This window comes from Clostridium ragsdalei P11 (assembly GCF_001675165.1).
GTDB lineage: Bacteria > Bacillota > Clostridia > Clostridiales > Clostridiaceae > Clostridium_B > Clostridium_B ragsdalei.
In genome coordinates this window covers 53,512-74,768 of sequence record NZ_LROS01000010.1, presented here as the reverse complement: position 1 = coordinate 74,768, position 21,257 = coordinate 53,512, and the positions used below count along the sequence as shown (strand labels likewise).

Annotated in this window: 14 protein-coding genes; 2 read left to right on the top strand and 12 right to left on the bottom strand. The window is 28.6% G+C overall.

What is annotated here, in order from left to right; all coding sequences use genetic code 11:
- Positions 1-13: 13 nt before the first annotated feature.
- From CLRAG_RS04815 to CLRAG_RS04780, 8 genes are all read right to left on the bottom strand, one after another.
- Complete coding sequence (locus CLRAG_RS04815) at positions 14-1,168, bottom strand: aminotransferase class V-fold PLP-dependent enzyme (protein ID WP_065077350.1); 1,155 nt, start codon at positions 1,166-1,168, stop codon at positions 14-16.
- Between the two features lie 37 nt (positions 1,169-1,205).
- Positions 1,206-3,362, bottom strand: coding sequence for a DUF262 domain-containing protein (locus tag CLRAG_RS04810; protein WP_065077349.1), 2,157 nt, complete (start codon positions 3,360-3,362; stop codon positions 1,206-1,208).
- A gap of 32 nt (positions 3,363-3,394) precedes the next feature.
- Complete coding sequence (locus tag CLRAG_RS04805; RefSeq protein WP_065077348.1) at positions 3,395-6,988, bottom strand: hypothetical protein; 3,594 nt, start codon at positions 6,986-6,988, stop codon at positions 3,395-3,397.
- A gap of 6 nt (positions 6,989-6,994) precedes the next feature.
- Positions 6,995-7,873, bottom strand: coding sequence for a DUF4007 family protein (locus CLRAG_RS04800; RefSeq protein ID WP_065077347.1), 879 nt, complete (start codon positions 7,871-7,873; stop codon positions 6,995-6,997).
- A 3-nt stretch (positions 7,874-7,876) separates the two neighbouring features.
- Entirely contained in the window at positions 7,877-9,616 is a 1,740-nt protein-coding gene (locus CLRAG_RS04795) for a phosphoadenosine phosphosulfate reductase domain-containing protein (RefSeq protein ID WP_242872092.1), read from the bottom strand.
- Between the two features lie 230 nt (positions 9,617-9,846).
- Entirely contained in the window at positions 9,847-10,917 is a 1,071-nt protein-coding gene (locus CLRAG_RS04790; RefSeq protein WP_065077346.1) for a DUF429 domain-containing protein, read from the bottom strand.
- A gap of 35 nt (positions 10,918-10,952) precedes the next feature.
- Positions 10,953-11,552, bottom strand: coding sequence for a hypothetical protein (locus CLRAG_RS04785; protein WP_065077345.1), 600 nt, complete (start codon positions 11,550-11,552; stop codon positions 10,953-10,955).
- Positions 11,545-12,645, bottom strand: coding sequence for an AAA family ATPase (locus CLRAG_RS04780; protein ID WP_065077344.1), 1,101 nt, complete (start codon positions 12,643-12,645; stop codon positions 11,545-11,547). The genes CLRAG_RS04785 and CLRAG_RS04780 overlap by 8 nt, the downstream gene beginning before the upstream one ends.
- 294 nt (positions 12,646-12,939) lie before the next feature.
- Between CLRAG_RS04780 and CLRAG_RS04775 the strand changes: the two genes are divergently transcribed.
- Positions 12,940-13,338, top strand: a complete 399-nt coding sequence (locus CLRAG_RS04775; protein WP_065077343.1) for a (deoxy)nucleoside triphosphate pyrophosphohydrolase — start codon at positions 12,940-12,942, stop codon at positions 13,336-13,338.
- A 9-nt stretch (positions 13,339-13,347) separates the two neighbouring features.
- On the opposite strand, the gene CLRAG_RS04770 is transcribed toward CLRAG_RS04775, so the two are convergent.
- Together CLRAG_RS04770 and CLRAG_RS04765 are read right to left on the bottom strand one after the other, a co-directional pair.
- Positions 13,348-16,248, bottom strand: coding sequence for a DEAD/DEAH box helicase (locus CLRAG_RS04770; RefSeq protein ID WP_065077342.1), 2,901 nt, complete (start codon positions 16,246-16,248; stop codon positions 13,348-13,350).
- A 172-nt stretch (positions 16,249-16,420) separates the two neighbouring features.
- Positions 16,421-16,957, bottom strand: coding sequence for an HXXEE domain-containing protein (locus CLRAG_RS04765; protein WP_065077341.1), 537 nt, complete (start codon positions 16,955-16,957; stop codon positions 16,421-16,423).
- 422 nt (positions 16,958-17,379) lie between these two features.
- Here CLRAG_RS04765 and CLRAG_RS04760 point away from each other — a divergent pair, with 422 nt between their 5' ends.
- Positions 17,380-17,799: a hypothetical protein gene (locus CLRAG_RS04760; RefSeq protein ID WP_065077340.1), complete on the top strand. Its 420-nt coding sequence runs from the start codon at positions 17,380-17,382 to the stop codon at positions 17,797-17,799.
- Positions 17,800-17,969: 170 nt separating this feature from the next.
- Here CLRAG_RS04760 and CLRAG_RS04755 read toward each other — a convergent pair whose 3' ends face one another.
- Together CLRAG_RS04755 and CLRAG_RS04750 are read right to left on the bottom strand one after the other, a co-directional pair.
- The gene (locus tag CLRAG_RS04755) at positions 17,970-19,211 is read right to left on the bottom strand and encodes an IS256 family transposase (RefSeq protein ID WP_065077339.1); all 1,242 of its coding nucleotides are present in this window, start codon (positions 19,209-19,211) and stop codon (positions 17,970-17,972) included.
- A 165-nt stretch (positions 19,212-19,376) separates the two neighbouring features.
- Positions 19,377-21,053, bottom strand: a complete 1,677-nt coding sequence (locus tag CLRAG_RS04750) for an AAA family ATPase (protein ID WP_065077338.1) — start codon at positions 21,051-21,053, stop codon at positions 19,377-19,379.
- Positions 21,054-21,257: the final 204 nt, after the last annotated feature.

The window sequence follows — 21,257 nt, the reverse complement described above, 5'->3', positions numbered from 1 at the left end:
ACAATCAACCTCACTAACCAGCAATAATGTCATTTACTGCCTTAATAAATTCGTCAATATCACTTTTATTATTAAATCTTCCTAAACCTACCCTTACTGTACCAAGTGAAGATTTATCTTTTAAATATTTATGTATATACGGCGCACAATGATATCCTGTACGCACTGCAATATTAAAATCTTCATCAAGAATTATTCCTACATTCTCGGATGACATTCTATCTACAGTGAATGAAACAATACTTATGTGCTTGCTTCTGTCTTTTGGAAGATATAACTTTACTTCTAAAACTTTATCTAATTTATCAATTAAATAATTAGTAAGTTCCTTTTCATATTTAAATGATTTATCAATATCTATCTCATCTAACGCTGCATTTAATCCTGCCACAGCAACAATATTTTTACTTGCCGATTCAAGTTTGCCAGGATAAGGCTGAGGCATATCAAGATTAAGAGAGTCACTTCCTGTTCCACCAACTATAACTTCATCTAATGTAGCATTCTTATTCATTATTACTCCGCCAATTCCAAACGGTCCATACATTGTCTTATGTCCAGCAAAAGCTATAAAATCAGCTTCTAATTCTTTAAAATCAATTGGTATTAACCCCATAGCCTGTGCCGCATCTAATACTGTTATTGCCTGATATTTTTTTGCTTCTTTAAATATATTTTTTACTGGAAGAATGTATCCTGTAACATTGCTTACTGCCGTTACACATACACAAGATGGATTATCTTTTGAAAACATATATTTCATTTTATCTAAATCCATCTCTAAACTTTCAGATTGAAGAGGCAGTTCTATCAATTTAAAACCATGTCGCTTTTTCAAAAGATTAAGTGTTCTTGCAACTGCATTGTGTTCAAACGGAGATACATATACTACAGAACTGTTACTATATTTTATTCCCTGCAAAATCTGATTTAATGCTATTGTCACAGAAGGAGTAAAAGCAATATAGGCATTTCTCTTTGCATTTATAAGTTCTAACAACTTGCTTTTCGTATTGTCTATCAATTCTGTTGCTTCTCTTGCAAGTTTATATGAACCCCTTCCAGCATTTACAGCTAGAGTACGATTTACTAAATCCATTTTTTTATATACAGCTTCTGGTTTTGGAAATGTAGTTGCTGCATTATCTAAATAAATACATTTGTTCATAATTCACCTTCTTTACTATTAAAGTACATATATTAGATTATTTGCTTTGATCAATCAACTGCTCTATGTGCTCTTTAATGTCTCCCTGCATACTATCAAACCTATCTGATAGAATTCCTTTTGTCTTATCTTCATCAGACGTTTGTGTAAATGCAGTAATATATAATTTTGATTTTGCCTGCTTTGTGATTTTAGTAACATACTCAGATAAAGGATCATCTAGTATTTTTTTATTTGATTCTCTTGTAATGTAAACAAAATTTAGTGGAGAATTGTAAATACTATTATTTTTCTTTCTTAATTGTTTAGCTGATTGTCCTATATTTTTAGCAGAACCTAATGGGATAATATGATGTGCTTCAAGTTCATTTACTTTGTCCATAAACACATTGATTGTTTTATTTTCACTGAACATATCAGTATAAGTCTGAGCTAAAAGATACTGACAGAAAAAATTCTTAATTACTGCTTTAGGGTATCTTTCAATATTTACATCACCCATCAATAAAAATTCTTTATTAGAAAAAAATTTTGCATTTAACACTTCGTCTTTTAATGAATTAAGCCACTTTTCATTACATTCTTTTCTCTCTGTCTTGATTATCTGCTGTAAACTAGAAATCATTCTTACATTTTGGTCCTTATCGTATGTACCAGAAAATAAAACTGACCAATACAAAGCTTCTAATCTCTTATGCATTTTAACACTTGTATACCATTCATCTTTCATGAATACAGTAGCTACAAGTACAATTAATAAAGAATAATTGACTTCCTGAATATTTCGTATTCCGCATCTTGTCTGAAAAAAGAACATTGCCCTGTCTATAGCAGTACAGACCTTTTCACAATTTTGATCAATTTGTTTTGGCTTTAAGCTTAAGATTTTATCCCTTTTCATATTATCTATCTTAAAATCTTCATATTTATACTCAGGATTATAGCAATAGAGCGATAATACATTTAAAAAGACATCAATATATGTACTTACAATTTCATTCTTATCTTCGTTATAGCAGTCAATATTAACAGAAGCATTATATTTACCTTTATCTAAAAGTTCTTTCATCCTACTTTTAATAACTTCAGGCACGACATCTATAGGATATCGCCTTTTTTTATTAATATTCTTAACAAGACGTTCATAGAAATTATCTGTACTTACAATTGCTACCCTTGCCATAATAAGATCAAATGTGCTCAAGCTCACGCCGCCTCTGTTAAGATTTTCATAGATATCAATCGCTCTTCCTCTCTGACTTTCTGATACAGTAATCTCATTAAGCGATATATTTCCTATACATGCATATAAATAACTTTTTAATCCTTCCTCCCAAGTATCTGCTAATTCAGTTACTAATTGCTCAAATGACAAATTATCATTTAACACATTATTTTTCATATCTTCAGTAATAAAGATTTCTTTTATAAATTTACTTTTATCAAAATCTGATATTTTGTTTGAAAATTCATCTATTATTTCATCCTTGATTTTAAATGCTATATTATGTATTATTGTTTTTAACCTTAACACTGATTTCCTTTTGTTGTTATCTAGTGGAATTAATAAAAAAAGAGGAATTAAATATCCATCTTTATTATGAGTATAACAATATTCATCCAAAGTAGTTGATAACTCTGTTTTAGGGTTAATTGGTGATTTATCATCTGCTAAAAATGTTTCAACTTCTATAAATGGCATGATATTGCTTGTTAAAAATTCTGGATCTTCTGAATCAGGATGTTGATATTTAAATACAAGTTCATGTACACCAAAAAGATCTTCTTCCTCTTTGCTCTTTTTCCATTTTGGTATTCTTAAGAAAAAGCGACGCTTTAAAGATGGAGATATTAATTCAGATACTTTATTACATGAATCATGAATAGCATTTGAAAACACATTTGTTAAAACAGTCATTCTCTGCTGTCCATCTAATAGAAATTTTACTCTATCTTGAAGTTTACTAATATCCACAGTCTTTCTACTACCAATGGCTTTAGATGAATACTCATTAGGCTTTGAATCTAGTAACAATATACTTCCTATAGGCATTCGTGCTAATACTGAGGCAACTATCTTTTTTTGTTGTTCTTCATCTGTCCAGACAAATTTTCTCTGAAAGTCTGGAAGTAAGATTTTATTTTCTTCGATATTCCATACGATTTCTTTAAAATCGATTCCTTTTTTATCCATGATTGTCTCCTTTGCAATACACAAAAATTTTTTTATTTTAGTATTTTTTCTATCATTTCAAGTAAAATTGCCACCTTTTCATTAACACTTAAATCTGTGAAATCATCTAATGTATCTTCAAAAATATTTCTCATTATACTTCCTGTGTTTTCTGATACACTTTCATAGTATCTTTCAATTTTATTACCATTACTGTCTATAAAAGAAAGTATTTTTTTATTTTTCATATTTTCTTTTACATCAGAAATTTTTTCAATCTCTTCTTTTACCTTTATAAGTTCTTTTTTATATTCCTCTAAAGAATTGTCATTCCAATTTTCTATATACACATTTGAAATTATCTTTACTACTTTCTCAACAATGCTTATATCATCATAAGTGTCTAATTCTTGAATGAAGTTCATAAGACCAGTTATCTTATTATCATACAAGCCTTCTTTAGACATATTGCTCTGTTTCTCATACCATTCTTTAAGTGTGTGGTACAAGTCCTGCTTCCCTTTTTTATCAAAAATTAAGATAGTCTCTTTGATTGTCTGTTTAATTACATAATTCATATGGCTCTCAAGCATTTTTTTAAATTCTTGTATAATTTTTAAAGTATCATCTAGATTCCTATCATCGCTACAGGCTTCTGGCAATTTTACAAAAAGAATTTCATATGGATTTGCATCTGCTTTTTGTAATAAAGGCTTTAGCATAAGCATTACATTAAACAGATTTTCATTAGAAAATAGCGAACATTTTTTCTTGAAATTTCTCGTAAACTGAGGCAATGCTCTAAACCATCTTTGCATACTTAGTATAATATTATTTAATCTTGATGAAGATAAATTGTAACTATCTTCAACATTAAATGTTTTTAATAATCCTTCGATATACTGTTCTCTCTCAATGCTTTCACTTGCAACAAGCAATTTATAGTCTTCAGGTTTTTTAACCATATTAATTACAATATCTGATGTCAATAATACTTCTTTTGTACCGAAATAAACTACGATATCATCAATTTTAGAACCAAGAACATAAGCCAAATATAAAGGTATTACACCTTTTCTCATACCATATGGACTACTTATCAATTTTTTTATGATTATATCTAATGATTCACACTTAACACTACACTCTTTCATAAAGTCTAAGAACTCTTTTAAAATGCTCTTCATGCCTGTATCAGGATTTTTATCTAAAATATTTGTTCTAATAAAAGTTGTTCTGTAAATCGTTGCCTCAGGATTCGTTCCTTTATAGAATGTTTCATTATTTTTTCCAGATAAAATATAATCAATTATTGCTTTTCTTGCTTTTTTAATTGGTGATGAAGTAATTTGATTTTTATTAATTAATTCATTATTAATTACTGGAGTTTTATTAAAATATTTTCTGCATATTTCACTAACTAATCTATTTATATCACTATGTAAATAAGCTACTGCTTTATCTCCATTAAAATAGTACGCTTCCGCCTCATTCTTCAAGCTATAAGCTTTTTCAATATAATCATTTATCTCATTGCTTATTTCCTCCTCAAAAATATCAATTTCTTTAATTAATACCTGATTATTTTCTATGAAATTCTTATCTTTTGTTAATTCCTTTAGTATTTCATAGTCTTGAATAAGATTTATTGACGTGTATACAATACCTGGTTTTATCACAATTATCCTCTGATCTTTATATAAATTAAGCTTTTCTATAATTTTCTGCTTATTAGGTTTTTCATCTCCAGCGCAGATAATGAGTAAAATCTTTCCATCACAAAACTTATTTTCATCGAAAAATGAATCTGACTTATCTATAGACATAAAAGTTTCATAATCAATAAATTCATATCTGAAATACCTTGTCATATAGAAATCCTGATTATATTGTTTAGGTATTTCAAAGTTCATACCTGAAGTATTTTCAAATACTGAACTGATATTATACTTTTCTCCTTTGACACTTCTTCGTTTTTTAATTTCATGTTTAAGATCAGCTCCAACTCTTGTCTTAAATGAATAACAATTAGTAGAACCTTTTTGATAGATAAGATCCTTTTTTACTAATTCATCAAGAATATTTTCCGTTTCATCAATTTGTGATGCTAGGTATAAAAAAAGTGCCCTCGCTGAAAGCTCATCTGGTTTATTTATAATATTTATAAGTGCTAAACACTTTAATATTTTCTTCTCATTTTCATCATCTGTTTTTGATATTGCATAATCTGACTTAAGCCATTCATCATGTACAAAAGTATTTGAGATATCTTTCTGAAATTCATTTTTGAAATAGTCATATACTACATCTGCATTTACAGTCCAACTATTAGATATAGAAATATTATGTTTTCTTACATACCTTGCCATACTATTAGTTTCATCTTTTGAAATAAATGTAAACAACGTTCTTTCGTTTTGTGCTACTTTTTCACTTATATTAAGTAAAACATATGCACTTAACGGATTAAGAGGGAAACAGCCTTTCCATATTATTTTTTTGAAGTCTTTATATTCAAACATAGTACGAAAAACAGGTATATCATAATATTTTTTTGCATTTTCTTCAGTAAAATAACCACTTAGCTCTGGATATTCTGCAAATTTATTATCTTTCTTTATTATTGCATTCTGTATAAGTTCATAATTGTTTTTAGATGATGTAGTAAAATACCTTTCAACTATACGGCCTTCAATTCCTAAAAATGAATTAATGATATTCTGTCCTAAATAATTAGCATATTCTTTTATGCTTTTATGCGTAACTAGAGTTATAAATAACTGAGCATTTTTAGATGATTCCCCTGCAAGCTCACAAATATCCTGCAATAGTTTCATCTCATTTCCTACAGATTTTTTATCTCTGCTTTCAATAAATTTGCTGAATTCATCAAAAACAATGTATATTCCTCTATATTGATAATTTGCACATAGTTTTTCATTAATGCTCTTATATAGAGGCAATATGTCTGTGTTAATCATCGGATTAAATTTACTTCCTGATGTTAATTTAGGATATATGCTACAGAATACATCAAGTGCATTCTTATCATATCCATTTAAATCTGCAATAATTTCTGTATAGCTGATATTTTTTTCTTTTATTATCTCTACAAATTTATTAAATGTTTCTGCATAATTATTTTTCCAGTTTTCAACACTTTCTACTGCAGCTGAATAATACGTATCAGGCACTAAGTCAGTTAATCCTTCTCTCTTTAGCACATCATTTAAAGCAAGAAGAAAGGCTTGATTTAAATCAGAATATGAACTTGATATAATTATAGGAAGAAATCTCTTCTTTTCATTCCATATATTTTCCATCTGATTTGCTACAACAACATCAACATTTTTAACAGCCTCTATTACTTTCTTTATTGTCTTATTATTTTCATCTGTTCTTTCTAAAGAAAGCACAGCTAATAATACTAATAATAAATGAGATTTTCCTTTTCCATAAGGTCCTATAAGCACCGAAGCCTGTTCCTTATTTTTCAATACTGATTCCATATATTGATTTAAAATATTAACCGATGATTTAGTTGGTATATAACTTAATATCTTATCTGTCTTATTTAAATTTAAATATAAATTAACAGCTCTCTTAAAACCATCATTTACTTTAATTATTTCATTTAAACTATCCATTGCTACTTACCTCATTTGATGATTTTTATAATATTCATCTATAGCTTTCTCTGCAGTCATGTCAGTTTCTTTCATAACAACATCAAGTCCGGCAGTTCTAATAACTCTTATAAAATCCATATTTTCAAGTTTATCTAAATATTCGTTTATAGTAACTCTTGATAAATTATACATATTTCCTATACTTCTTTCCCCTTGCGAGATAGTGTCAATACTTATTGACTTATTATCTTTAAATATGTTAAGGAGTTCATATAATATAACCCATTCACTCAATTTTCTTATATCAGGCTGTCTGCGGACATAAATATCATTCTTTTTAAATATTAAGCCTAATTCCGATAATGGACATACATTTTTATCTTCTGGATCATAGTCCGCACCTTTTTCTTTACAGTACATATTAAGAAGCACATCTATATCATTCTTCACTGACAATTTTGAAAAGTTTGAATGCTTTACATATTTAATAATTTCACTTACAATAATATCTTTTATCTCTTCTCTATTAAATTCCTCTGCATCACAACGATTAAAAAACATATACCAAGTAGTTGCTTCTTCAATATTTCTTACTAAATTAGAATGAAGAATCCATAAAGTAAAATCGTTCTCAAAATATCTGTCATACTCTAAAATTGCATCTGCAAATGATGTTAAATATGCACCTTTACCAGGCTTTTCATGAATAAGTTTAAATGCCTTTAGCCAGTAACGAATAGACTTGACCATATTATTTCCAACGCCGAGTTCATCAGGTGCATTATCTTCTAAAAATATTCTCTCGTTATTGTCTACTGCCTGTAATCCTTTGTTTAACCAGCCATCACGTAATACAAATTTTTCATGTCCTTTTAAACGAAATGGTATTTTCTTTTCTGCCATATTTTATCCTCTCTTTATTGCTAATACTTTTCGCATATAGCACCCTGCATCATAGTATGATACACATTCAGTGCATCTTACACACTTTTCATTATTTATTTTATATGATGTTGTTCCATCCAAATTTTCCATAAGTAAAATAGCATCATGCTTACATACACTTTCACACGCTTTACAGCCAATACACATCTGATACTTTGTAAGCTGGCACTTAACTTTACCCTCTGCAGCTACTAGATTCTTAGATTTTGCTATAGTTTTCTTTTTAATTGTGATTTTTAAATGGTTTGTACCAATTCTACCCTGAAGAATCAAAACAACACTACCTTTTTTATCTAATATATAAACTTCACCAAGTCTTTTATTTCCTAAATCTTTATTAATATATCCAAAAGGCTTAAACAATTCATACAATTCTTCTGATATAGGTCTCTGTAGATCATAATTAAATGCATTTTCATCAGTAGCACATGGTTTAAATGAAACAATAGACTTTTCTGCCATCTCTAGTCCATTCCCACCCTGCCTTTTTTTCCAGTTACCACTATCAACATACTCTTCTGCATCTAGCTTTCCTATTTGCTTTGCAAATTGGACTAAAAAATTTCTCCATTTTACAAATTGATCATGCATATAAAACTTAGATAAAAATTCAGATCTAGATCCATTGTTAGGACAACACCAGCATCCCACTCTCGTATATCCTAATTTATATGCATAATTAAAATCTAAATGATTTGTTAAAATATATAGCCATACATCAAAATCAATCCAGTTAATTATAGGAGAAACAACTATCTGTTTTGTGATTTTAGGGCTATTACTCTCTCTATCATATTTGCTTCTAGATGGTGATTCACTTTTTCTTATTCCATAGAAAGTAATTATCTTAGTTTTATTTCTAAATGCTGAAGATATAGTTCTCTGAATTGCTCCTGTTTTAAACACAGTGCAGCACCAACGCATTACTCTGCTTGGAGGGCCAACAATGTCACATAACTGTTCAAAAATTTTTTCTCTATTTTTAGCTGTAAGTATTTGAATTCCTTTTGTTTCTTCATTAGTTCTAAAACGCTTTTTATATTCATAAGTTGTAGGAAATTCCAATGTTGTATCGCCAAAAATATGTAATATTTTACTTGTTCCAAAAGCTTTCGTTACAATGTGGGATGTAACCGTTGAATCTTTACCTCCACTAAATGATACAAACATATCTTCTAAATTATATTTATTTCTGTAACTCTGTACATATTTTACTGCTTCATCATTTATTTCATTGTATCTGTTTCTGTTTGACTCAATAAATTTATCAATATTTTTATTAAAATACTCATAATTAATTTTCTTTACGAAAATATCATATTTTGCTTTCAGCTCTTTAATTTTATCTAAAGACATCTTATTTATTTTACTTATTGAAATCTTAATCTTTTTTCCATCAATTATATATGTATTGCTATTAACACTACACCAGACCGATGATTGTCCAAAACATAACGGATCTTCTTCTTTTAAAAGAATTGCAAGTAATACCCTCTCTTCTGGGAACACAGGCCTTATATCTGTTGAAAAATAAGTACCCTCTTCACCACAACATGTACACTGCTTATCAAAAATAGGTACATTACAACTATTGCACCAATATATTGTAGTCGATACTACCGTTTTGTGCTGACAGGTTGCTTTAGTACATCTTTCAGTTTTCATTGGTACATTACATACCGGACAAATTAATTCTATCATTTTATTTCCTCATTAAAATGCAAACTCATATAAATCTACAAATTTGTTATTTTTTATTTTTAAAATATTACAGTAAACTACATATATTGATATTTAGTCAAATTATACTATTATTTTATAACATATTCATCTCTTTTTACAGTAAAAAAATGGAGATAAGTAGTAACTTTTCTACAAAAACTTATAAAACTTCTGAAAGTTAAAACTTATCTCCATTATTAGGTATTCCTTTAAAATATTATTTTTATTATGTATTCTTTTCCATCTCCACTACTTCCCCAAAAATCTTTAAGTATTTTCTTATATTTACCTGAAACTTTTAAGCCATCGCTTCTATTTTTCATACTTACCAAAGTGACATTTACACTATCATTATTTTCACCTTCTATAGTTACATTAATATCTTCATTCTGCTTGGTTTTTAATAATTCTAAAGCATCTGGTGCTCCATTAATTGGTTTAAAATGCTTTAACCATAATACACTATCACAATGTTTTACTTTATACTCATATATCTTATTGAATTGAATTATTATAGATTCTTCTTTTTTATTTATATTAGACTCTGGATGTGCTGTTCTTTTATATGAATCTTTAATTTTATCTACTGGTAAAGCAATCTGTCCTTCTACCATATCACCAACAAATGTTCCGCTTCCATTATATATTTTATATGCAGTATAAGCTGCAATTAATGCATCTAGGAAATCATCCTTATACTTCTTATTTATATTTTGAAGATAATCTCTAACTCCAGTAAAGCCCCGCCCCTCAATAATATTTATTCTTTCATTTATTCCTTTTTCAGTGTTTTTATTGGATAGAAGTTTTCCTTCAAGAACTGTAAAACAAGCATGAGGAAATACTTCAATCATTCCTCTATCTTTCTTTTCATTTAAATTACTTTCATTTAGTAATTCAAGTCCTTTTTCTTTTAAAATATTGTATACTTTGAATCCTGTTTCCATCCAAGATAAATAGTTTTTACTTCTTACTATTTCCATAGATGATGGAGTAGAAAATGGATTTATACCTCTTCTTGATAACTCATATTCTGAAACTTTTTTATTATAATGTCCATTAATTTTTCTACTTAGCTTATTTCTATATACTTCATCATTCATTAAACCTTGATTTAGATTATATGGTGCATCTACTCCTATTAAAGTTATAGGAGTAGCTTTTATATATTCTTTTAATTCATTTAAGTTCATATTTTTCAATAAATTTACATTGAAATTCTCATCTATTTCTGCAATTGACAGAGTTCTTAAATGTACATCTATACCACAAAATTTCATTTTCTCTCCTTAAAATTTACATTTTTATTAATAGCTTAAGATAGTAAAAGGTTTGGATTATATTCTATTATATAGAATACACAAGTACAAAGAACATATATAAATTTATCATTTTTTAGATGAAATAACTGTCTTTCTAATATAAAATTTGAATCTATTAGCTCAATTAAATTAGCATTAACTACTATATCTTTCCACTTAATAGACTTGCCAGTAGCCAAAAATATAGCTTTAGTTAGATTTTGCAAAATAATTATATTACATAGATCTTTACTTACAGCAAATTTGCGATAATCATTACCCATACTTTCCTGTTGTACACAAAATTTATATTTTTTATCTTGAAGCTCTTTCAATTTAACTTTTCTACTAAAATACTCATCATCTGGTATAGAACTTAAATGATAAAATGCTTCAATCATTGGGTAATTTAAATATAGTTTTCCCATATCCTCTAATCCATCAATACCATCTCTAAACATTTCTTGATAAAGTGTATATATATTGGTACAGTATGATACTATTTTATACTTAGCATCTATTTGATAAATATTAAATAGTTTCTCCATTACTTTTACATCTGTTTTAGCACCCTCTACCAAAACTAAAATATTCTTTTTTACTACCTTACTCATCAAATTCACCATTTATATAAAGCTTTTCTAAATTATGTCCTTCACGCAATTCTCTATTGGTAGCATTAGCCAATGATGTTAACTTATCTGTCGTTAATATAAAATAACAATCTGGACGCATAATCCTATTTGTCAAGAGATTAGTGTTATGAGAAGTTAAAATAGTTTGAAACTCCTTATGTTTTTCTAATAGCTGTACTATCATTTCTGAAAGTTCAAAATGATAATATGCATCAAATTCATCAATAAACAAAAATGATATATCTTTAGCCGTTGTGAGCCAATAATAAAGTGCATACAAAGCCTTAGTTCCATTAGAAGCAACTTTAAAAAACGGAATAGGAATTTTTTTATTAAAGTATAAACGCTGTTTTCCATCAGGATCTTTTATAGCTACTAAATCTTCATTAACTCCTGCTGTATGAAGCAAATCCTGAAAAGTTTTTAAATAATCTTTTTCAAATATAAAGTTTATATAATCTTCACTTTCCTTTTTATAACCTATATATCTGTTTTCATCAAGACTTCGGAACCATAACATGTTATTTACAAAACGCATCAATTGCTTAAGAGGTGCAGCCGTACTAGATAAAGTATTATTAACTACATATTTTAAAATTGAGATATTCTCATTTTGGAATTCAAAGTTCAAGGAAGGAGCTAATTTTTTAAGTCCTTCCAAATCTCCCGATTTTTTTGTATAATCATAAGTCATTATAACTTCATTATTTATTGAAATCTTTTCAAATGTTAGCTCTCTTACATCATTTTTTCGATACAAATAATCTATTTCTCCAGCTTCTAATTTGAATACATAATGAAACTCAGCAAAACCTGAATCTAAGTCTGCATTTAAATAGTAATCATATAAATCCGGTGTAACATTTTTATCAGCCAAGTGTGTTGTAATATCGAATAGTGCTAGGCCCAAATTTGATTTTCCAACTGAATTTTTTCCATAAATTATTATTTTATTCAGTAAACCTTTACTGGCACACTGTTCATTAAATTTATAATCTCGTACATCTGAAAAGTCCAGCTGTATATTTTCTTTAAAGTTTTTAAAACCTCTTACTTCAAATTTTTTCAGCATAATATCACCCCCAAATTAAATTATACATTATTCTAGACTGAAATCAACGAAATTATTCAAATTGTCGTAAAAAAATTACGGTAAATTAAGTTTATCTCTCTTTAGGTACAACATTCAGTGTAACCTTTAAGCAGTTTTTATACTAATTTCCTTACCCTTAAATACGATTGCAATTTCTTGTTTTATTATATCCTACAATTTAACTTCTTTAAACAAAATATGTTAAGACCATTTCAAAATTGATTTATGAAACCCATCTATGCTAAACTTGTCTAGAAGAAAGGTGTGACTAAAATGAAGAAAACATTAAAAGTAGTTGGAGCTGTTATAGAAAATAAAAATAATGAAATACTATGTGCCCTTCGCTCTCCAAAAATGTCCCTACCAAATAAGTGGGAATTTCCAGGTGGAAAAGTTGAAAAAGGTGAAACTCTAAAACAAGCTATAGAAAGAGAAATAAAAGAGGAGTTAAAATGTACTGTAGAATACTTGGATGTATTTAATGACAATGCTCATGAATATGATACTTTTATAGTAAATTTGATTACTGTAAAGTGCAAATTAGTATCAGATACTCCTACAGCCAATGAACATTCTAAACTGATATGGCTAAAAAGAGAAAATCTCTCTTCTTTAAAATGGGCTCCAGCAGATATTCCTGCAGCTAAAAAGTTAATATCAGAAAGGGTATAGTAAAAAACACTATACCTTTTTTATAAACTCCGTATATAAATTTACTGAAATTTCATTTTGCAACTTTATTTTTACTGTTATAGGCTTTTCTCCTTCATATTCAACAACATTGCCCTTACCAATATAAATATAGGATTGTACAATACCATCTATTTGTTTATATTTCCTCACAAAAATATGTAAATTAACCTTTCTATCTTTGTTAAATATGATGTTTTTTCCCCTTTCAGAACTTTGAGCTGTATTATTAGGAGTTTGCCATTGAAAATACTGCCTGTCTAAAAACTTATCCTTATAATTTATCCTTTCATCTATATTTTCTTCTTTATGCAGATCCACAAATAAAAAATATTCTTTTCCATTAGTAACAAGTCCCTGTCCCCTAAAAGAAGTATGTATCTTGGTATAATTAGATAAAAGTGCTGCATCTATCATCTGGTATTGTTCATATAGCTTAAAAAATGGAACTCCATAATATTTATTGCCAAATTCCTTTCTATACCTTACAATGCCATAGTTTATAACATCTTCAATGTATATGATGTATTTTTTATTCTGCACTATTTTTTTGAAATTCCAGGTGGCACTTAAAACTCCATCCTTTAATTCAAAGCATTTTACATTATTTTTGAGTTCAGATGAATCATAATAACTTCCATTCAAACAATTCAAGCTGTGAATCACACTTTCGTAATCCACATTATCAATATACTTCAATATTTCACTTTTAGCATTTTCTACATCTATTTCATCACTATTTAACAGATATTTTAATATGCTGAATTCATATATTCTTTTTATTGGGAGACTTTTTGAAAGCCATTTAAGTATCTTTAAAAATTCTTCCTGTTCTAATAATTTTTTAAGTTCATCATCCTTTTCCATTTTAGCTACAAAACCTATATAAGTTTTTTCTTTACTTAGAAACTTTAATGGATCTGGCGAACCATCATATTTTATGTAATCCATCAATAGATAAGGTATCTTCCCACCATTCATCTTTTTAAATTCAAAGTACTCTTCCCTCAAATATTTCATTGAATTGAAATTTTCTTCATTTAACTGCTCTAGTATTCTTTCCTGAGATATTCTGTCCATTTGAATATTCGTACAGCCTGGAATGCTGGTAAACTGAGTTGCAACTGCCACTTTTAAGCTGTCTTTATCATAATACCTTGAACCATTTAATGCTATTGCAATTAGAAATGCCCTATTGTGATTTCCTATAAAGTCCAGTACCGTTAAGAATTCCTTATTTTCATATTTTCTAAGACCTCTTCCAAGCTGCTGTATAAATATTATAGGAGAGTTTGTTGGTCTAAGCATCAAAATCAAATTGACCGACGGTATATCCACACCTTCATTGAAAATATCTACTGTAAATATAACCTCTAGATCATCCTGATCTGACTCTAATTTTTTAATATAGTGGTCCCTTTCTTCTGTAGAATTTTCTCCTGTTAGGCATACACTTTTTATTCCTCTTTTATTAAACTCATCTGTCATAAACTCCGCATGATCAATTCCTACACAGAAACCAATGCACTTGCATTTTTCTCCGTCATATCCATAAAAATTCATCTTTTCAATTATAAAATCAACTCTTTCGTTAATCTTCAGTCTTTTGGATACTTCTGCTATATGATTAATTTTTACATCACTTAAGTCTACACCTTCAATATCAGTTATCCCAAAATAATGAAAAGGTATCACAAGATTTAATTCTAAGGCTTCACGAAGCCTTACTTCTAAAGCTATATTATCATCAAAAATATCAAATATGTTTTCACTGCCGCATCTCTCTGGAGTTGCCGTCATTCCTAATAGAAATTTAGGTTTAAAATATCCTATCACCTTTTGATAAGATGGACTTGCCGCATGATGAGCTTCATCTATAACTATATATTCAAACTCTTCTCTCTTAAATTGCTGAAAACTTGTACTCATAGATTGTATAGTAGAAAATAAATAATCAGCAGAGAAATCTTTACTGCTGCCAGCTAGGATACCTGTTGTTTTCCTCTTGTTTTTTACCAGTCTCTTAAAGGTTTTTTCTGCATTTTTTAAGATTTCTTCTCTATGTACCAGAAATAACATTTTTTGAGGATTACAATTTATAACATCAAATGCCGACATATAGGTTTTTCCTGTACCTGTAGCAGCAATGACTAAAGCTTTATTTTCCCCTGAATATCTTAACCTATCCAAATTCGCCATAGCCCTTTTCTGCATATCATTTGGTTTTATAAGTTCATAATCTGTAAAATCTATAGTTTTACTTTTTTCTACCTTTTTAAGTTCATTTATAAAGCTTTTATAACTATCTAGAAATTTTTCATTGACAATAGAAGTATCTTCCCACAATTTCAAATATTCTTCCAATACATATCTTGCAAAGCTGTCATCCTTTTTAGAAATCACTCTCACATTCCATTCAATATTACTCTTTAAAGCACGTTGAGTTATATTAGAAGAGCCAATGATTATTTTATATTCATCTTTATTTTCAAAAATATAGGCCTTTGTATGAAACCCTATTTCCTTAGTAGCCACAAATATCTTTAAATCAATATTACTAAATTTATTAATTTTTTCCAAAGCTTTAGGTTCTGTAAAGTTAAGATATGTAGAAGTTAATATTTTCCCATGAATTCCTTTTTCCTCAAGTTCTTTAAAGCTGTCGAGTAAAAGCTGAAGCCCACTAAAGTTAATAAATGCAACACTAAAATAAAATTTTTCACATTCACTTAAACTTCTTTTTAACTCATTTAAGAGATTACCTTCTTGTGAATTAATTATCAGTTTATTGCTTATTAAAAACTCTTTATTTTCTACTTCTTTAGGTTCAATACAAGATGTTTCTATTTGCTTTTCATGTACAGTATTTAATTCATCATCTAGTAACCCCATAACAATATCTCCCTTAGATTAAGTATTCTATTAGTATCACACAACAGCTTTTAATCTATTTTTTACTCCTATCAAATCTTCAAAATCATTACTTTTTTCCCTGAGGAGCAAGAATACTCTTTATAGTTTGGGACTCCTCTTAATTCGTGTTTTACCAAAATTTAGATTGTGTTCATTGGCTTTGCTGTTCATATTGCGCTAACCATTTGCTGAATACATCCATACCTTTGTGAATAAAAATTAAATTAACCACCATAATTATAAAGGATAAAATAGAGTACAAAACAACAGTATCTAACGGAAACAATTTCACTATATGCTTAATAATATAAATACATATAGGCAAACAAATAACGCTCGTAATAATAGCAGGGACATATTTTCTTACTATCAATGCTTGAAAACAATGTATTACTAAATGCAAAGTAAATGCAATAAACAATCCTACCCATAGGATATACCAATTCGTCACATAAGAAACAACTGTAATTATACTAATCAAAATAAATTCTTCTGCTACGCCAAATGCAAAAGATGCTGTTGTAATATTGTCAAAATGACACAATAACCTTTTTGATAATGTATGAAATCTTTCATATAAATAGCGTCTATTCTTACTTACCCACGATTGCATAAAAATTATTTCTTCAAAATCGTGAAAAATAAAAAGTATAGGAAACAGCCATACCATTACTTTTATATCATTCATCCTCATACCCTCTAAAAGCCTATTATATAAGTGATTTTCATGTGCTATTACAAATATGAATTACATTATAGTTCACTTACATGCTAATTATAACATTAACTTCAATATATTGTTATAATCAAACAAATACTCACATAAAAAGAACTATAAACAGATTTATTGCAAATCCACTTATAGTTCTTCTATGAATAAAGCACATAATAATCTAAGTTACACCATTATAAATAACAATATCATCCTATTATGATGTTTCCACCATAATAAAACAGTTCACTACCTATAATGATATATTCATTTCTCTGAAATACTTTACCTGCTTCCTAAAGAGTTTTAAAATTTTGTATGATAAGTAGTTTTATGATATAATTACCTATTGTCGTTAAACAATTACTAAATAAAAAATGTAAAGTGAGACTATTAAAATGAGAAATGAAAAATTAGAAAGAACAATAATCAAAATAGATAATGAAATTGCTGCTATGAACATAGCTAAAAAGTACTTATCAAATATAGAAGAAATAAATGAAGTAAAAGCGACTTTAAATAACAAAAGACAATTATTAGCCAATGAAATATATACCGAGGATCATAAATCCTATTCAGAATGCCGCGAAGTCATAGAAGGAATGTTAGATAGAGAATTAGAAAAAGAAGAACAAGTTGAATTGCTTGAAACGATAAAAGACAAATTTGGAAGAAAATCGCCAAATGTAAGTAAAGTAAGTAATGGACTTAATGCTTGGTTGAAAGAACTTAATGTTGAATACAGTTGGATTAATAATGAAGAAACTGGTTGGGATAAATTGATTATAACTGGATTTGGATTATATAAGCAGAACTAAATTTAAGCATCTATGCGAGTGTGTGAGATTTTTTCTGTAAATTAGCTTTCTATGATATTTTAGAAAGACAGCTATGTAAAAAATTATTTCTGTCTTAATTTCAAATATATAATTTAAAAATGAGTATGTCAATAACGCCTAAGAAAAAAGGCGTTATTTTTATAAAAATTTTATTCGGGAAGTCTGCCATCATACATTATGGATAGTTCACCATAAACCTTACCCCAGTTTCTGAGGACTGACGTCCATTTCTTAGTTGCCTCAAATGTTGCAAGATAAAGTGCCTTGAGAAGTGCAGTATCACTTGGAAATACGCTTCTTTGACTGTTCAATCTGCGGTATGTGCTATTAAGACTTTCTATGGCATTTGTTGTATATATTACTTTTCTGACTTCTGGTGAAAATTTGAATATAGGGGTTATAGCATCCCAATTTTTCAGCCAGCTTCTCATAGATCCTGGGTATTTATCATTCCACTTCTCAGTTACAACTTCCAGATTTTTATGGGCAGTTTCCTCAGATGGAGCCTGATATATACTCTTAAGATCCTTTGCAAAATCTTTCTTGTGTTTATAAGATACATATTTAAGTGTATTTCTTATCTGATGTACGATGCATCTTTGGTATTCTGTGTCTGGAAAGGACGCATTTATAGATTCTTTTATGCCAGAAAGACCATCTGCACAAAGTATGAGGATATCTTTAACTCCTCTGTTCTTAAGCTCATTTAGAACACCAAGCCAGTATTTGCTGCTCTCGTTCTCACCTATACTTATGGAAAGCACATCTTTTATTCCGGCATCATTTATACCCATGATTATATAAGCAGCAAGCTTTTTTACTATACCGTTATCTCTAACAGAAAAATGTACTGCATCTATGAAAACAATTGGATAAACTGTAGACAATGGACGCTGCTGCCACTGTTCAATCTCTGGTAATATGCGGTCCGTAATGTTAGATATCATACTTTCGCTTGCTTCAAAACCATATATATCTTCAATAATTTCAGATATTTGTCTTGTAGTCATGCCTTTTGCATACATTGATATTACTTTGTCTTCTATGCTTGATATGTCCTTCTGGCGCTTTGCTACAGCCTGCGGCTGAAATGTACTGTTCCTATCTTGAGGTACATCAATCTCCACTTCACCATATTTACTGCGTACTTTCTTGCTTTTCTTACCATTCCTGTAGTTAGCTTCATCAGAACGTCCATACTTTTCATATCCAAGATGATTGTCCATCTCACCTTCCAGCATCTCCTGAAGAGTTCCTCCCAGTAGATCTTTCAGTGCATCTTGAATATCCTCTGCAGATTTGATATCATACTCACTTAAAAGAGAAGTTATAATATTTCTCTTTCCATCTGTCATTGGTTTTACCTTATAAACATCTTTTTTTCTTGCCATAAAAAAAGCCTCCTATAATTTTTATTTTATCATAGAAAGCTTTATGTTTTTATTTAATTTACAGACTTTTTATCACAGGCTCATCTATGCTAAACTTCTCCAGAAAAGGTATAGTAAAAAGCACTATGCCTTTTCCTATATTTACAAACTAAGCTGCAACTGCTACTATGCCTCGGAAATCATTACTTCCTTCCCCTTAAACACAATGGCAAGCTTTATTATATGTTTTACGTTGCAATTTATAAGTTCCTGTTCATATTTCATCCTATCTATTTGCTTTAATGCTTCCACTTTTCCTTGTTCCATTGTTTCCTTTGACAATACATTTATTTTCTTAAATTCAATAATAATTCCTGGTTTTGAGATATCCTTTGGAATTATCATTACATCATATCTCCCAAAGCCACTTTCTTTATTTGACTTCACTTCATGGGTATTTGAAATGGATACAAGCATTCCAAGTACAAAGGCATGGTACACTTTTTCCGGTTCTTTTCCTGATACATCAAAATAACTTAAGTTATTTATTACAAATTCCTGAAAAGCATAGCCAAAGTTTTCTATATCACCCGTGACTAAATTACTTAACATTTCTTCATACTTTTGATTGGTCATAGATTCTTGAAACCATTTTACTATTAAATTTTCATAAAATATATAAACTTCTTCATTTGGAATTTGGAGTTCACAGTTTAATCTTCCCCTTATTAGCTCTGTTTTTACAGCCTTCAAATATCCACTCAAAAGTAAAAAGCTCCAGATATTTTGGTTGGAATCTTCAACTTCTGACATAACTATAGTATCATCAATTACCTTATTTATAGATTTCCCGTCGAGAAGATACTCTAAATCTAGTTTTACTTCTTTATCTCCTTTTAATAAAAGCCTTTTTATAAGATCATTACTGCTGCTGTTAATCCAGTAAGGCATAAATCCTTCTTCATTGTTATCAATATAATTTAAAACTGACCATGGATTATATATTACTTTTCCACCAAAAATATATCCATTATACCAACTTTTTATTTCTTCTGAGCTGTCTTTTAAATTATAATATTTTATAAGTTCTTTCATTTCCTCTTCTGTAAATCCAAATTTGTCACTAAATTTGAAACTCAATATAGAATATACTTTTAAGTTATTTAACCCAGAAAAAATACTTTCCTTTGCCACTCTAAGGATACCTGTTATTAAAGATTTTTCAACGTATGGATTATCTTTTAAGGCTGCTGTTAGTAGATTACTTATTAGGACTATCATTTCATTGTAGTATCCTCTAAGATATCCTTCTTGTATTGGCACATCATATTCATCTATAAATAGCATTACTTTTCTTCCATAATGCTTATTCATGTACCCCATAAGAGAGCTTATCGCATCTGATACACTTCCTATAGAAGCTTTTCTTGAAATTATTTGCTTAAAATCATTTTTATCAAATTCAGTTAACTTATCACTATCCAGTAAATATTCATGCTCTTTATATAAATTTGATAATAATACTTTTATTCCATCTTCAAAATTTTCAAAAGATATATGCTTTTGATTTTTAAAAGTAATGAAAATAACAGGATATTCTCCCTGAAGCTTCATTATTTCCTTTTCCTTTTCTATTTTTAAGCCTTTAAATAAATTCTTAGTCTCTTCCTTAGTCCTTATATCAAAAAAGTATTTAAGCATACTTAAATTCAATGTCTTTCCAAACCTTCTAGGTCTTGGTGTCAATATTATTTTCGCACCATCTTCTATAAATTCTTTTATCAATAAACTTTTGTCTACAAAATAATTATCGCCTTCTATTAACTCTTTAAAATCTGATGTTCCTACTTGTATTTTTTTCATTAATGCACCTTCCTTCTTTACAAAGATGTTTTAAAACATAAAAAACAATTTCTTACTTTATTATATCCTACAACTCTGCCTGTTTAAACAAATATTCACATAAAAAGAACTATAAATAGAGCACATAATAATCTAAGTTACACATTACTGCATGATTAATAAATGTAGAATAAAACTCCCTCCTATGCCCAAACTAATAACAAT

What these genes read in the sequence shown, in the direction of transcription:
- CLRAG_RS04815 (WP_065077350.1), bottom strand. Translation starts at nt 1,168, where the DNA reads ATGAACAAATGTATTTATTTAGATAATGCAGCAACTACATTTCCAAAA.
- CLRAG_RS04810 (WP_065077349.1), bottom strand. Translation starts at nt 3,362, where the DNA reads ATGGATAAAAAAGGAATCGATTTTAAAGAAATCGTATGGAATATCGAA.
- CLRAG_RS04805 (WP_065077348.1), bottom strand. Translation starts at nt 6,988, where the DNA reads ATGGATAGTTTAAATGAAATAATTAAAGTAAATGATGGTTTTAAGAGA.
- CLRAG_RS04800 (WP_065077347.1), bottom strand. Translation starts at nt 7,873, where the DNA reads ATGGCAGAAAAGAAAATACCATTTCGTTTAAAAGGACATGAAAAATTT.
- CLRAG_RS04795 (WP_242872092.1), bottom strand. Translation starts at nt 9,616, where the DNA reads ATGATAGAATTAATTTGTCCGGTATGTAATGTACCAATGAAAACTGAA.
- CLRAG_RS04790 (WP_065077346.1), bottom strand. Translation starts at nt 10,917, where the DNA reads ATGAAATTTTGTGGTATAGATGTACATTTAAGAACTCTGTCAATTGCA.
- CLRAG_RS04785 (WP_065077345.1), bottom strand. Translation starts at nt 11,552, where the DNA reads ATGAGTAAGGTAGTAAAAAAGAATATTTTAGTTTTGGTAGAGGGTGCT.
- CLRAG_RS04780 (WP_065077344.1), bottom strand. Translation starts at nt 12,645, where the DNA reads ATGCTGAAAAAATTTGAAGTAAGAGGTTTTAAAAACTTTAAAGAAAAT.
- CLRAG_RS04775 (WP_065077343.1), top strand. Translation starts at nt 12,940, where the DNA reads ATGAAGAAAACATTAAAAGTAGTTGGAGCTGTTATAGAAAATAAAAAT.
- CLRAG_RS04770 (WP_065077342.1), bottom strand. Translation starts at nt 16,248, where the DNA reads ATGGGGTTACTAGATGATGAATTAAATACTGTACATGAAAAGCAAATA.
- CLRAG_RS04765 (WP_065077341.1), bottom strand. Translation starts at nt 16,957, where the DNA reads ATGAATGATATAAAAGTAATGGTATGGCTGTTTCCTATACTTTTTATT.
- CLRAG_RS04760 (WP_065077340.1), top strand. Translation starts at nt 17,380, where the DNA reads ATGAGAAATGAAAAATTAGAAAGAACAATAATCAAAATAGATAATGAA.
- CLRAG_RS04755 (WP_065077339.1), bottom strand. Translation starts at nt 19,211, where the DNA reads ATGGCAAGAAAAAAAGATGTTTATAAGGTAAAACCAATGACAGATGGA.
- CLRAG_RS04750 (WP_065077338.1), bottom strand. Translation starts at nt 21,053, where the DNA reads ATGAAAAAAATACAAGTAGGAACATCAGATTTTAAAGAGTTAATAGAA.